Origin of the sequence: Sinorhizobium sp. BG8, from assembly GCF_016864555.1 — a bacterium.
Lineage (GTDB): Bacteria > Pseudomonadota > Alphaproteobacteria > Rhizobiales > Rhizobiaceae > BG8.
This window is the reverse complement of record NZ_CP044011.1, coordinates 3,589,518-3,602,272: the sequence shown is the minus strand read 5'-3', so window position 1 is coordinate 3,602,272 and position 12,755 is coordinate 3,589,518. Positions and strand designations below refer to the sequence as shown.

Below are 12,755 nucleotides of genomic sequence, written 5' to 3'. Positions count from 1 at the left end.
ACAAATCGCTCATGTGCGGTGTCAATCCAGACCGGCGGCCATGACATGGCCGGATCCGCATTTCGGCTCCGTGGAGGAGGCGCCATGGATGAGGCCTGCAAGGTCTGTCTCCGTATCGTCTGCCGAGGAGAGGCCGATGGTTAGTCCGATCACGAGCAGGCGCTCGCCGGCTTTTCGACATGTTATGCGGACACGTTCGCCGGCACCGCTGCCGAATGCCTCGTCGAATGCAGTGCGTATCTCGGTGGCCGTGACCTCGCCGCCTGCCTTTCGCTCGAACAGCGAGCGCACGGGAGAGGCGTTCACCGCATCGAGGAGGTCCAGGGAGCGGAGGTAATAGGCCTCTGCCGTCGTCGCGCTGCACGTGCCGTTGCGCAGCCACTGGTGACGGTCCAGCCCAGACTTCACTCCGGGCATCGCGACCTCCAGGCGTTTCGCCGTCGCGTGCGAAAGCGTGAGCGGCGGAAGCTCCGTCCATTTGCCGGAGCTGTCGCGCTTCTTCAATTCGGCATCGATGCCGCAATACCCCTTCTTCAACTGCCAGAGCCCATGAAGGGAAAAACCGGTCGACTCGGATGTCCCGGCGGAGTTGTCCGCGCATTCCGGGCGATTGCGGCGGGTCTCGCAGAAGCCCGGTTGCCAGGTGATCGAAAGGACCTGCCGGGTCCCGTCGGTGCCGCCCGCGGCGGGATGTGTCTCCTCTGCCGCAGCGGCCAGGAGAGGGAGAAATGCGGTTTGGATGCCGAACAACACTGCTATTGCGGTCTTTGTCTTCATGACAGAACCTCAATTGGAACGGATAGGGAATATAAAAGGACATAAACATGAACATTGCAACCCCTAATCGCAAAGTTTGAGTGACGCGCCATGCCGTGGCAGTCGGCGGCTCCTGCATGTCCATTGCTTTTGCCAGCCAAATCAATTTGATGGGCTTTCTTCAGTTTCGTGATCCGATGTCCAAGTTCGAACAGATTTTCTCGCTGCAAAGCCCGACCGGCGCCGTTCTCGCTTGCCGCCATTTACCGGCGGCCGGTGCCCCGACAGGCCTTGTGCTGCTGAGCCATGGTATGGCGGAACATGCCGGCCGCTACGGGGCCTTCGCCGAGAGGCTGTCGGACCGAGGTTTTCATGTCTATGCGCACGACCACCGCGGTCATGGGGAGACGCAAGCGCCCGACGGTCCCCAGGGCCGGTTCGCCGGGCGGGAAGGGGCACGTTGCGTCCTGGAGGACCTGCTGGCGCTTCGCGAACATGCGAGCGCAAGCCACCCCGGCCTGCCTGTGATCCTCCTCGGTCATTCCATGGGAGGACTTATCGCGCTGAACTTCGCGGAGACCTTTCCAGGAAAGATCGAAGGTCTTGCCGTGTGGAACGCGAACTTCCACGGCGGAGCAGCAGGGCGCCTCGGGCAAGCATTGCTGCGGCTTGAACGTATGCTCAAGGGATCTGATGTCCCGAGCCGGATCCTGCCGGACCTGACGTTCCGGGCGTGGGGGAGGGCTGTCGCGAACCGCCGGACAGAGTTCGACTGGCTGTCCCGCGACGAAGACGAGGTCTCCCGCTACATAGCCGATCCGCTGTGCGGCTTCGATTGCAGCGTGTCGCTGTGGATCGATGTCTTCACGCTCGTCTATGCTGGTGGGCAGATACAGGCGCTTGCGCGCCTACCGCGCCGATTGCCCATCCACCTTGTGGGTGGCAGCGCCGATCCGGCAACGGACTATGGAAAGGCCGTCTCCTGGCTTGCCGCGCGGATGAAGAAATCGGGGCTTGAGAAGGTGACGAGCATCATCTATCCGCAGGCAAGGCACGAGACGCTCAACGAACTCCGGCCGCTCCGCGAGGATGCAATCGAGACATTTTCCCTTTGGTGTCTAGAGGTTGTCGATGCCTGCCGGAAAAACTCTTGATCGAAATGACGGCAATGCCTCCATCCTCTCTTTCCACGCTCCGCCATGACATCGGCGTCGGCCTCACCCTGATGGTGATATCGGTGCTGATCTCGCCGATCATCGATATCTTTTCAAAACTCTCTGTCGCCCATGTGCCGGCAGTAGAAGTCACACTCTTCCGCTTCGTCGTGCAGGTCGTGTTCCTGCTGCCGATCGTGCTCATGCGCGGCACCTTATGGGATCTCACCTGGAAGAAGACGGGACTGCACGCACTTCGCGGGCTGCTCGCGACCGTCGTGATGGTCAGTTTCACCATGGCTCTTGCGGTCATGGAGCTGGCCGATGCCATCGCGATCTTCTTCGTAGAGCCGATCATTCTGACAATTCTCGGTTCGATCGTGCTCAAGGAGACGATCGGCTGGCGACGCTACACCGCCTGCGTCGTGGGTTTCGTGGGAGCACTGCTGGTGATCCAGCCGAGCCTGCAGGAGGTTGGGCCGGTGGCGCTGCTGCCCGTGGTTGCTGCCTTTGCGTTTGCGATCTTCCTGCTGATCACCCGCTTCGCCTCGCAGAGCGAGGATCCGTGGTCGATGCAAACACATGCCGGCCTGTGGGGAGCGATCTTCACCGGCGCGCTGCTGGCCGCGGGCGGTCCCACCGGCCTTGCCGCGCTGACGCCGGTGATGCCGGACCGGCTGAACGGGTTCTTCCTTCTTGGCGTGGGGGCCGCAGCCACCATTTCCGGCGTTCTCAGTGTCTATGCCTACCGTGCAGCGCCCGCTTCCACGCTGGCGCCGCTCCAGTATCTGGAAATCGTTTCGGCCACCATCCTGGGCTGGTGGGTGTTCGGCGACCTGCCGGATCCGCTGAAATGGCTCGGCATCGCCATCATCATCAGCTCGGGCCTCTACATCATCTGGCGCGAGCGCAAGCTGAACAAAACGGCCAGCATCCCTCCCGTCTCTCCGGCGATCTGAAAGACCGGTACGCTCGCCATCGGCATCAGGTCAGTCGGAGCCGTCATGATCTCATGCCGCGGCGCTGCTATCGCCCGTTCCAGCTTTTTGTTAGTCAATGAAAAGCGGGCGGCGGCAGGCAAGACAGACGTGAGCGCCGCGCGAGTTGGGAGCGAGTGATGGAACGCAAGAATCTGCCGCTTTCGGGCATCAGGGTGGTCGAGCTGGCACGCGTGCTGGCCGGTCCCTGGGCGGGACAGATGCTGGCCGACATGGGTGCCGACGTGGTGAAGGTCGAAAATCCCGAAGGCGGCGACGATACCCGCGCCTGGGGACCTCCCTTCGTCGAGGGCAAGGAGGGCGAGAACCTTTCCGCCGCCTACTACCACTCCACCAACCGCGGGAAACGCTCGATCGCAGTCGACCTGAAGACGGAAGAGGGGCAACAGACGGTGCGCCGGCTTGCGCGCAGTGCCGACGTCCTCATCGAGAATTTCAAGGTGGGCGGGCTCGTGAAGTACGGGCTCGACTACGAGAGCCTCCGCAGGGAAAATCCAAAGCTCGTCTACTGCTCGATCACGGGCTTCGGCCAGACCGGGCCCTATGCTGCCCTTGCGGGCTACGACTATATCGTCCAGGGCATGTCCGGTTTCATGTCGATCACCGGCGAGCCGGATGGGCAGCCGATGAAGGCGGGCGTGGCGATCGCCGACATCTTCACGGGCATCTATGCGGTCGCGGGCATCCAGGCTGCGCTCATCCATGCGATGAAGACAGGCGAGGGGCAGCACATCGACATGGCGCTGCTCGACGTGCAGTCGGCAGTGCTCGCCAACCAGAACATGAACTATCTCGTCTCCGGAATGGCGCCTGCGCGGCTCGGCAACGCCCACCCGAACATCTCGCCCTACGAAGTGGTGGAGACCGCTGACGGCTATCTGATCCTCGCGGTCGGAAACGACGGGCAGTTCCGGCGCCTTTGCGGCATCCTCGGCATCGGGGAGGTGGCGGACGACGAGCGCTACGCCACCAATCGGGCGCGGGTTGCCAATCGCGTCGAGGTCCGTCGCATCGTCTGCTCCGAGACCGTGAAGTGGAAAAAGAGGGACCTGCTTTCGGCCTGCGAAGCCAATGCGGTCCCGGCGGGGCCGATCAACTCCATCGAGGAAATGTTCGCCGACCCGCAGGTCAAGGCGAGGGGGCTGCGTATCGATCTGCCGGATGGCGACGGCAACCTGATCCCTGGTGTGCGCTCTCCGATCGTGTTTTCCGCGACACCCCTTTCCTATGAGCGGCCGAGCCCGCGTCTCGGCGAGCACACGGAGGATGTGCTTGCCGAGCTTGACACACTCGAAAAGACGAAGAGGACCGCATGAAGACGGGAGGACAGCTGATCGTTGAGGCCCTGGTGGCCAATGGAGTGAGACGCGTCGCCTGCGTGCCGGGGGAGAGCTATCTCGCGGTTCTCGACGCACTGCACGATACGGATATCGACGTGCTCGTCTGCCGCCAGGAAGGCGGGGCGGCGATGATGGCGGATTGCTGGGGGCGCCTCACCGGCGAACCCGGCATCTGCATGGTGACGCGCGGGCCGGGTGCGACCAATGCATCAGCCGGCCTCCACATCGCGCGGCAGGATTCCATTCCCCTGATCCTGTTCATCGGACAGGTGCAGCGCGACGCCCGCGAACGGGAAGCCTTTCAGGAAATCGAGTACCGCCGGGCTTTCACCGAGGTTGCAAAATGGGTGGCGGAAATCGACGATCCGGCACGCATCCCCGAGTTCGTGACCAGGGCCTTTGCGATCGCAACGTCGGGCCGGCCGGGGCCGGTCGTGCTCGCCCTGCCCGAGGACGTGCTCACCCAGAGCGCAGAAGCGCCAAGGGCGCTGCCGTTCACGCCGGTGGCAAGCCATCCCGGCCCGTCGCAGATCGCCGCCTTCCGTGAACGGCTCGAGCGCGCACAGCGGCCTGTCGTCATTCTCGGTGGTACCCGATGGGACGAGGAAAGCGTTGAGGGAATGCGAGCCTTCGCCGAGCGCTGGGACCTGCCCGTTACCTGCTCCTTCCGCCGGCAGATGCTGTTCGACCACCTCCACCCGAACTATGCAGGCGATGTCGGGATAGGCATCAACCCGGCCCTTGGCAGGGAAATCAGGGAAGCGGATCTCGTCGTGCTCCTCGGTGGACGCTTCTCCGAGATGCCATCCTCCGGCTACACCCTGATCGACAGTCCCTATCCGAAGCAGACGCTCGTCCACGTCTATCCGGATCCGTCGGAACTCGGCCGCGTCTACCGACCGGATCTCGCGATCTGTGCGAGCCCGGCCGATTTTATCGGGGCCATTGGCGACATTTCCCCGGAGCGGCCGTTGCCGTGGAAGGATCGGACAGCGGCGATGCATGCGGCCTATCTCGGCTGGTCGACGCCGCCCGAAACCGGGCCGGGGGCCGTGCACATGGGGCCGATCATGAACTGGCTCGAAAGAAATGCCGCGCCGGATGCGATCTTTACCAATGGTGCGGGCAACTATGCGACCTGGGTGCACCGCTTCCATCGGTTTCGCCGGTTCAACACGCAGGCGGCGCCGACATCCGGATCTATGGGATACGGCTTGCCGGCCGCTGTTGCCGCCAAGCGGCTGCATCCGGACCGTGAGGTGATCTGCTTTGCCGGCGACGGCTGCTTCCTCATGCACGGACAGGAATTCGCGACTGCCGTTCGCTACGCGCTGCCGATCATAACCGTCGTGGTCAACAACGGTATCTACGGCACCATCCGCATGCATCAGGAGCGGGAGTACCCCGGCCGCGTCAGCGCGACTGATCTCACGAACCCGGATTTCGCGGCCCTTGCCATTGCCTATGGCGGCCATGGCGAGACGGTGACGCAGACGGAGGAGTTCGCTCCCGCCTTCCTGCGTGCGCGGGAGAGTGGCAAGCCGGCGATCATAGAGGTGAAGCTGGATCCGGAGGCGATCACCCCCAGCCGCACGCTTTCCGAGATCAGGCAGAGCAGCAAGGGGTGAGGAGGAACGCCGGTCGCAATGCGGCCGGCGGGGAGGCGGGCAAGCGGCGCCGCCGGAACTGAGGAACGCGAGCTCCGGTGCTATCCCTTTGGCGCCCTCCGTCGTATCGTGCGATATCCAGGCCGGAGATCGACCATGACCGACGTCATTCCTCCCATTCGCCACGTCCGAACCTCCATGCTCGATCTGGCCTATGAGGAGCATGGGCCGGCGGAAGGCGAGGCGGTGGTTCTGCTGCACGGTTTCCCCTACGATCCGCGCTGCTACGATGGCGTTGCCCCGGGATTGGCGACACAGGGCTACCGGGTGATCGTTCCGTATCTGAGGGGCTACGGGCAGACCCGCTTTGTTTCGGCAAACCTCATGCGTTCAGGCCAGCAGGCGGCGCTGGCGCGCGATCTCGTCGATCTGCTCGATGCGCTGTCTATCCGGCGCGCGGCCCTGGCCGGCTACGACTGGGGCGGGCGGGCGGCCTGCATCGTGGCGGCGATCTGGCCGGAGCGGGTTCGTTGCCTGGTCACAGGCTGCGGCTACAACGTTCAGGACATTCCGGGCTCGACCGTCCCTCTCGCGCCGGAGGCGGAGCACCGCTTCTGGTACCAGTACTATTTTCATTCGCCGCGCGGGCGCGAGGGACTGAGCGCGAACAGGCGGGAACTCTGCCAGCTGCTCTGGCGGCTCTGGTCACCGACCTGGAGCTTCGATTCTCTCACGTTCGCCCGCAGCGCGGCGTCCTTCGACAACCCCGACTTCGTGAACGTCGTCGTCCACTCCTATCGGCATCGCTTCGGCTATGCCGACGGGGATCCTCATCTCGATGACATCGAGACGATGCTGGAGGCGCAGCCACGCATCCGCGTGCCAACCATCGCACTCTTCGGCGCAGATGACGGCGTCGATCCGCCGTCCATTTCCGACGATCATGGCGAACAGTTCGCGGGCACCTATGAACGCCGCATACTGCCCGGGATAGGCCATAACATACCACAGGAGGCGCCTGACGCGATGGTTCAGGCGTTGCTCAATCTATTGCGGGGCAATTGACGCGACCTCGCCGGGAAGCAGGCGTGTCAGCCTCTGATGTGGAGCGTCTGCTGGTAGATGTTTGTCGAGCGCGCGCCGGAGCGGCAATAGCCGAGCATCGGGCGCGGAAACTCGTCGAGCGCATCGACCATGCCGCGCACGGCATCGGCGGTCACGCCCATGGGACCCACCGGAATATGCGTGATGTCGAGGCCCAGTTCGTTGGCGCGGGCCGCGATCGCTGCGAATTCGGGCTGGTCGGGTGCCTCGTGGTCGGGACGATGGCACACGATCGATTTGAAACCCAGGGCCTTGATCTGGTCGAGATCCTCGACGGTGATCTGGCCGGAGACGGAGTACTCGTCGTTAATTTGCCGGATGTCCATGAACGTACCTTTCAACAGCAATGCGCAGACGATTTAAGCCCGCGGGCCGCAGGCGTCAACGGCTGAGCACGGTTCAACGCACCGAGAAGGCGAGCGCATAGTCGACCGATTCGCCGGGCGCGAAGTCCGGCATCTCTCCGGCCGCGATCAGTTCCGCCCGTGAGGCAAGACGGTTGCTGACGGGCTCTATCCCCATCACGTGGCAGCCGGGCGACTGGTTTCGCCAGACCTGGAGATAGGGCAACGTGTCGACGCGGAACTTCACGTGGAGGCTGCGCCCTCCAAGCGATGCGATCGGCCCGATGGCGATCTCCGCCCATCCATCTGTCGCTGCGTCGCCGGCCGGCACGCAGAAGATCGAGACGTCTCCATCGGCAAATCGCCACGGCAGTTCGCCGCCGGGCAGCATCGCGCCGGTCAATTTCGTTCGATCGTCAAACAGGCGGGTGTTGATGTTCATGTGGTACATCGCGACCGGCGGCCACGGTCCGTTGCCCGTGTTGGTGACGCTGTCGTCGAGGCGGATGTCGCCTGTCACCCGGTCGGCATGCCACCGGCGCGCCAATTCCGCCGTCTCGCCGTTTGCTAGGTCCGTCCGGACCCGGGCGGAACAGACCGCCTCGTTCTCGTCCTCCTCGATCAGGATGTCCTTCGCCGGATGGGAGGAGTAGGAGCCATGCAGCGGATAGCGCCGCCCGTCGGGCGCGCCCTCGACCGGTTCCGGATGGCGGATATGATCAGGGCCGCAGGTGAAGAGAAAGCCGGGAAGCGCCCGGTCGATGCGGGGGTCGCCATCCGAGGGAATGGCGGAACCCGGCGCGAGATTGACGTTGCGGAAGATCGCATCGCGTATGTCGAGCACGGATTGCGGATCCAGCGCGAGGTCGAATACGTGCGCCGCATTGTCGGCGGTCAGCGCAAATGTCATTCGTGGCTCCCGATTCTGTCTCTTTATGGCGTCTCCCGACCCTAGCTTCGACTTCCCATCGAATCCAGCGGGGTCACACCCAAGCTTTTACAGGGTGGCCGGCCCGCAACAAATTATAGTTCTTGTTATGAAACCCTTTACCATCAGTTCACGTTTTCCATATTAAGGTCGAATTTGAGGTGCTGTGTCCGCGCGAAGTGTGTCATATGACAGGTTTTTCCGTGAATTCGTTTTTGAAAACAAGTGTTTCCATCGCTGCCTTGGCATCGATTCTCGCCGTCGCCGCAGGGCCGGTGCACGCGCAGAGCGTGTACGGCGGGAGCGACCGGGACATGGTGCTCGTTTCGCCGCAGGGCGACCTCCTCGACGAGGTGCCGGAACGCGGTTCGGTCCAGGTTACCCGGGACTCCCGCGGACGGCAGGTCCTTGTTGACGGATGGGGCAAGGTGGTTGCCGTGGTCATGTCGGCCGATCGGTATTTCGATCGGGCGGAGCGCCGACTGATGCGTCGTGACCGCTACCAGGAAGTCACGGGATATCCCGAAACCTCGCCCGATTATTTTCCACCCGCACCGGCGTCGCGAGACGACCTGACCACCGGGACCGTTCCGGGCGGCGTGGAGCGCGGAACTCTTCCTGATCCCTTTGCAAACGATCCGGCGGAAGAGCAGGCGCTGCCCGCCCTGCCGGATGAAAACGATGTCGCGGCATTGCCGAGCGAAAATGTGGGCGATTCGGAGACGTTTGTTCCCGGTCCGAAGTTCGATCCGGCTATTGCCATCGGCAAGAAGTCTTTGGGTGAAATCACTGCCCTCCAGGTCCTGCTCGACCGCGACGGATTTTCTCCAGGCGTCATCGACGGGAAGAAGGGCTCCAACGTCGTGAAAGCCATCGAGGCCTGGCAGCAGGCTTACGGCGAAACTCTGGATCCCAACAACACCGAGGACATTCTCCAGCGGCTGCAGATGAACGGCGGACTGCCCTTTACCACCTACGAGATCACGGCGGCGGACGCCGCGGGACCGTATGTCGCGGCCATTCCCGAGGACTATGCCCATAAGGCGGCCCTGCCGCACCTTTCCTATACCTCGACCACCGAAATGCTGGCCGAGAAGTTCCACATGGATGAGGCCTATCTCAAGGAAATGAATCCGGGCGTGGACTTCACGCTTCCGGGATCCATCATCAAGGTCATCAACGTCGGCACGACCAAAACCGGCAAGGTGGCGAAGATCGTGGCGGACAAGGGACGCAAGCAGGTTCTTGCCTATGATGATGCCGGTGCGCTCATCGCGGCCTATCCCGCCAGTATCGGTTCGTCGGATACGCCGTCCCCGTCGGGCACGGTGTCGGTCGAGCGCGTCGCGCTCAATCCGGGATACACCTACAATCCCAAGATCAACTTCCAGCAGGGGACGAACGACAAGATCCTGACCCTGCCGCCCGGCCCGAACGGTCCGGTAGGGACGGTCTGGATCGCGCTTTCCAAGCCCACCTACGGCATCCACGGCACGCCGGAACCCTCGAAGATCGGCAAGACCCAGAGCCATGGCTGCATCCGGCTGACGAACTGGGACGCAACGGAGCTTGCCAAGATGGTGAAGCAGGGCGTGACCGTCGAATTCGTCGACTGAGATGAGACCAGGGCGGTCGGCCACGTTCGGTCGCCCAGTTTTCGCTCAGCTTCCTACGACAAGCCTTGCCGCGATGATCCACATCATGAGCGCGATCATGGCCTCGAGGATCCGCCACGAGGCCGGCCTTGCGAAGACCGGACGCAACCACGCGGCTCCGTAGCCGAGAGCGAAGAAGAACAGAAACGATGCGGTGAGCGCACCCGCGCCGAAAGCCGTTTCCCTCCCTGGATACTGCGTCGAGATCGTACCGAGCAGCACGACCGTGTCGAGATAGACGTGCGGGTTGAGCCAGGTCAGCGCCAGGCATGTCCCGAGCGTGGCGGCAAGACTTGTCACCCGCGTCTCCTCGATGCGGAGGGCCTGGGTCGAGTGGAGCGCGGATTTGAGGCTTCTTATCCCGTACCAGGCAAGGAAGGCCGCTCCACCATAGCGCAGGACCGGTGTAATCCACGGCATCAGGGCAGAGGCCTTGCCGAAACCGGATACGCCCGCCGCAATCAGCAAGCCATCGGAAACCGCGCAGGCAAGGCACACGGCGAAAACGTGCTCGCCTCGCAGGCCCTGCCGGAGCACGAAGGCGTTCTGCGCACCGATTGCGAGGATGAGGCTCAAACCAACCGTCAGGCCGGTCGAATAGGCTGTGAAGTCCATGCTGATGGTTCCAGAGGGTGGGGCCATCCGCAGCTATACGTTTGATGGGATTTAGTCTAATTAATCATAGTAAGTTAGATTAAGGAGAACTAATCTCATGATGGATTATGCCGCATTGCAGGCGGTAGCGTCCGTTGCGCAGACGGGCAGCTTCGAAAAGGCGGCGCGCCTCCTGAATGTGACGCCCTCTGCCGTATCGCAGCGCGTCAAGCAGCTCGAGGAGCGCCTCGGTGTCGTCCTCATCGTTCGCGGTCAGCCTTGCACGGCGACAGAGAAGGGCGAGTGGTTGTGCCGGCATGTCGAGCGTGTCGGAATGCTCGAGGGCGAGCTGCTCGGACATCTCCCCGCCATCGCCGGGCTCGGCGCACCGCGGCAGACGGTAACGCTGCACATCGCGACGAACGCGGACAGTCTCGGGACCTGGTTCCTCGAAGCCGCTTCGAACTTCGCCCGCAGCGCCGGATATTTGCTCGACATCGTGGTGGACGATGAGGACCACACGGCTGAATGGCTGGAGCGGGGCAGGGTGGTTGCCGCGGTCACGAGTTCACAGAAGACGGTGCAGGGGTGCCGTCGCCACGCGCTCGGCTCACTGCGTTACCATGCGACGGCGAGTGCGGACTTCATCAGCCGCTACTTCCCGAACGGCGTGACGCCAGAGGCGATCGCCAAGGCGCCGGCGATCACCTTCAATCAGAAGGACCGGCTGCAGGGGCGATGGATTCGCCAGGTCTTCGGGCAGGACATAGCGCACCCCACCCACTGGCTGCCCTCTACGCATGGTTTCGTCGATGCAGCGATCTTCGGGATGGGGTGGGCTCTGAACCCCGTCCATCTGGCCCGCGAACATCTGCAATCGGGCCGCCTGGTGGAGCTGGTTGGCAACACGCCGGTCGATGTTCCGCTCTTCTGGCAGGTCAGCCGCCTGTCCGCCGGCCATCTGGCGGAGCTCACTCGGCAAATCGTCGCGATCGGCAAGCGTGAGCTCGTGGACAGCGTGGCTTAGATCGGTTCCGGGGTCGACGAATTCGCTCGTCAAAATTTGGAAAGACGCTTCAGGCGCACGAACCGCGCTGCCCCAAGCCCATCCCTGCATGTGGCGCTGCTGGTCGAGGGATGCTCGCGTTTGCGTGCCGTGCAAATGTTCGTACACAGGTGCCGAAAATTGCGCTTGCTCTGCTCGCCTCAATCACATAAAGATATGTTTATGTCTTGATTGGATTGAAGATGATCACCCAGCGCAAACTCGAACCCGATGAAATGGTGGAGGTTCTCAAGGCCGCCGGCGAGCCGACGCGGCTGCGCCTCCTGGCGCTTCTTGCCCGCGGGGACCTGACCGTGACGGACCTGACGGATATTCTCGGCCAGTCGCAGCCACGCATATCGCGCCACCTGAAGCTCCTGACGGAGGCTTCGCTCATCGATCGCTATCAGGAGGGCGCCTGGGCCTATTTCCGGCTCCGCCAAGAGGGTAGCGCCGTTTCGGTTGTACGGCAACTGCTGGACGCCTGCGACCAGCGCGACGCCGTTCTCGCCCGCGATGGGGAGCGGCTGACCGCGCTGAAGAAGATCCGCTCCGAGAAGGCGCAGGCCTATTTCAGCCGCAACGCGGCGGAGTGGGACGAATTGCGCCGCCTGCATGTCAGCGAGGCGGAAGTCGAGGCTGCTCTGAAGTCGCTCATCGGCGACGAACCGGTGGAGACGTTCCTCGACCTCGGCACGGGCACGGGCCGCATTCTCCAGCTCTTCGAAGGCCTCTACCGTCGCGGTGTCGGCGTCGATGCCAGCCGGGACATGCTGGCGGTCGCTCGATCCAACCTGGACCGGGCGGGCATCACCAAGGCCTCCGTGCGCCATGGAGACATCTTTAACCTGCCGCTGGAGCGCGATGAATTCGATGTCGTGACCATACACCAGGTACTTCACTTCCTCGAAGAACCGGAGGCGGCGATCGCGGAAGCGGCGCGGATGCTGCGCCCTGGCGGTCGTCTCGTCATCATCGACCTCGCGCCGCACGGGCTCGAGTATCTTCGCACCGAGCATGCGCATCTCCGTCTCGGCTTCCCCCACCAGACGATGTCGGAATGGCTGAAGAAGTCCGGGCTCGTCCTGGAGAAGACCGTGGATCTCGAACCTTCGATCGCCGATGGCGGCGGTCTGACCGTGACGATCTGGCTCGCTCGTAACGACAATGCCACCTACGATGTAACAAGCAGTCTGGACAGTCCGATTGCCATTGCCGGGAGAAACTGAC

12 protein-coding genes are annotated in these 12,755 nt (G+C 63.1%); 8 read left to right on the top strand and 4 right to left on the bottom strand.

The window, feature by feature from the left end; genetic code table 11:
* Nucleotides 1-21 precede the first annotated feature (21 nt).
* Entirely contained in the window at nucleotides 22-777 is a 756-nt protein-coding gene (locus F3Y30_RS16930; RefSeq protein WP_203423867.1) for a ribonuclease, read from the bottom strand.
* A 176-nt stretch (nucleotides 778-953) separates the two neighbouring features.
* Between F3Y30_RS16930 and F3Y30_RS16925 the strand changes: the two genes are divergently transcribed.
* The 5 genes from F3Y30_RS16925 to F3Y30_RS16905 all read left to right on the top strand — a co-directional run bounded on the left by F3Y30_RS16925 (nucleotide 954) and on the right by F3Y30_RS16905 (nucleotide 6,920).
* Entirely contained in the window at nucleotides 954-1,910 is a 957-nt protein-coding gene (locus tag F3Y30_RS16925; protein ID WP_203423866.1) for an alpha/beta hydrolase, read from the top strand.
* Between the two features lie 5 nt (nucleotides 1,911-1,915).
* Nucleotides 1,916-2,869, top strand: coding sequence for a DMT family transporter (locus tag F3Y30_RS16920; RefSeq protein WP_203426658.1), 954 nt, complete (start codon nucleotides 1,916-1,918; stop codon nucleotides 2,867-2,869).
* 158 nt (nucleotides 2,870-3,027) lie between these two features.
* Complete coding sequence (locus tag F3Y30_RS16915) at nucleotides 3,028-4,224, top strand: CaiB/BaiF CoA-transferase family protein (protein WP_203423865.1); 1,197 nt, start codon at nucleotides 3,028-3,030, stop codon at nucleotides 4,222-4,224.
* Nucleotides 4,221-5,876, top strand: coding sequence for a thiamine pyrophosphate-binding protein (locus F3Y30_RS16910; RefSeq protein ID WP_203423864.1), 1,656 nt, complete (start codon nucleotides 4,221-4,223; stop codon nucleotides 5,874-5,876). The genes F3Y30_RS16915 and F3Y30_RS16910 overlap by 4 nt, the downstream gene beginning before the upstream one ends.
* A gap of 135 nt (nucleotides 5,877-6,011) precedes the next feature.
* The gene (locus F3Y30_RS16905; RefSeq protein ID WP_203423863.1) at nucleotides 6,012-6,920 is read left to right on the top strand and encodes an alpha/beta hydrolase; all 909 of its coding nucleotides are present in this window, start codon (nucleotides 6,012-6,014) and stop codon (nucleotides 6,918-6,920) included.
* Between the two features lie 26 nt (nucleotides 6,921-6,946).
* Here the strand turns inward: F3Y30_RS16905 and F3Y30_RS16900 are convergent, their stop codons facing one another.
* Complete coding sequence (locus F3Y30_RS16900) at nucleotides 6,947-7,285, bottom strand: TIGR01244 family sulfur transferase (RefSeq protein WP_203423862.1); 339 nt, start codon at nucleotides 7,283-7,285, stop codon at nucleotides 6,947-6,949.
* 73 nt (nucleotides 7,286-7,358) lie between these two features.
* Nucleotides 7,359-8,213 carry a DUF4432 family protein gene (locus F3Y30_RS16895; protein ID WP_203423861.1) on the bottom strand — a complete coding sequence of 285 codons (855 nt, stop codon included), beginning with the start codon at nucleotides 8,211-8,213 and terminating at the stop codon, nucleotides 7,359-7,361.
* 206 nt (nucleotides 8,214-8,419) lie between these two features.
* On the opposite strand from F3Y30_RS16895, the gene F3Y30_RS16890 reads away from it, so the two are divergent.
* Nucleotides 8,420-9,847, top strand: a complete 1,428-nt coding sequence (locus F3Y30_RS16890; RefSeq protein ID WP_203423860.1) for a L,D-transpeptidase — start codon at nucleotides 8,420-8,422, stop codon at nucleotides 9,845-9,847.
* A 45-nt stretch (nucleotides 9,848-9,892) separates the two neighbouring features.
* On the opposite strand, the gene F3Y30_RS16885 is transcribed toward F3Y30_RS16890, so the two are convergent.
* A complete protein-coding gene (locus F3Y30_RS16885; protein WP_203423859.1) occupies nucleotides 9,893-10,501 on the bottom strand; it encodes a LysE/ArgO family amino acid transporter in 609 nt (202 codons plus the stop codon).
* Between the two features lie 97 nt (nucleotides 10,502-10,598).
* On the opposite strand from F3Y30_RS16885, the gene F3Y30_RS16880 reads away from it, so the two are divergent.
* Together F3Y30_RS16880 and F3Y30_RS16875 are read left to right on the top strand one after the other, a co-directional pair.
* On the top strand, nucleotides 10,599-11,507 hold the full coding sequence (locus F3Y30_RS16880) for a LysR family transcriptional regulator ArgP (protein ID WP_203423858.1): 909 nt from the start codon (nucleotides 10,599-10,601) through the stop codon (nucleotides 11,505-11,507).
* 221 nt (nucleotides 11,508-11,728) lie between these two features.
* Nucleotides 11,729-12,754: a metalloregulator ArsR/SmtB family transcription factor gene (locus F3Y30_RS16875; RefSeq protein WP_246752772.1), complete on the top strand. Its 1,026-nt coding sequence runs from the start codon at nucleotides 11,729-11,731 to the stop codon at nucleotides 12,752-12,754.
* Nucleotide 12,755: the final 1 nt, after the last annotated feature.

Excerpts from the sequence above, each read along its gene's own strand:
- F3Y30_RS16930 (WP_203423867.1), bottom strand. The coding sequence starts at position 777 with ATGAAGACAAAGACCGCAATAGCAGTGTTGTTCGGCATCCAAACCGCA.
- F3Y30_RS16925 (WP_203423866.1), top strand. The coding sequence starts at position 954 with ATGTCCAAGTTCGAACAGATTTTCTCGCTGCAAAGCCCGACCGGCGCC.
- F3Y30_RS16920 (WP_203426658.1), top strand. The coding sequence starts at position 1,916 with ATGACGGCAATGCCTCCATCCTCTCTTTCCACGCTCCGCCATGACATC.
- F3Y30_RS16915 (WP_203423865.1), top strand. The coding sequence starts at position 3,028 with ATGGAACGCAAGAATCTGCCGCTTTCGGGCATCAGGGTGGTCGAGCTG.
- F3Y30_RS16910 (WP_203423864.1), top strand. The coding sequence starts at position 4,221 with ATGAAGACGGGAGGACAGCTGATCGTTGAGGCCCTGGTGGCCAATGGA.
- F3Y30_RS16905 (WP_203423863.1), top strand. The coding sequence starts at position 6,012 with ATGACCGACGTCATTCCTCCCATTCGCCACGTCCGAACCTCCATGCTC.
- F3Y30_RS16900 (WP_203423862.1), bottom strand. The coding sequence starts at position 7,285 with ATGGACATCCGGCAAATTAACGACGAGTACTCCGTCTCCGGCCAGATC.
- F3Y30_RS16895 (WP_203423861.1), bottom strand. The coding sequence starts at position 8,213 with ATGACATTTGCGCTGACCGCCGACAATGCGGCGCACGTATTCGACCTC.
- F3Y30_RS16890 (WP_203423860.1), top strand. The coding sequence starts at position 8,420 with ATGACAGGTTTTTCCGTGAATTCGTTTTTGAAAACAAGTGTTTCCATC.
- F3Y30_RS16885 (WP_203423859.1), bottom strand. The coding sequence starts at position 10,501 with ATGGACTTCACAGCCTATTCGACCGGCCTGACGGTTGGTTTGAGCCTC.
- F3Y30_RS16880 (WP_203423858.1), top strand. The coding sequence starts at position 10,599 with ATGATGGATTATGCCGCATTGCAGGCGGTAGCGTCCGTTGCGCAGACG.
- F3Y30_RS16875 (WP_246752772.1), top strand. The coding sequence starts at position 11,729 with ATGATCACCCAGCGCAAACTCGAACCCGATGAAATGGTGGAGGTTCTC.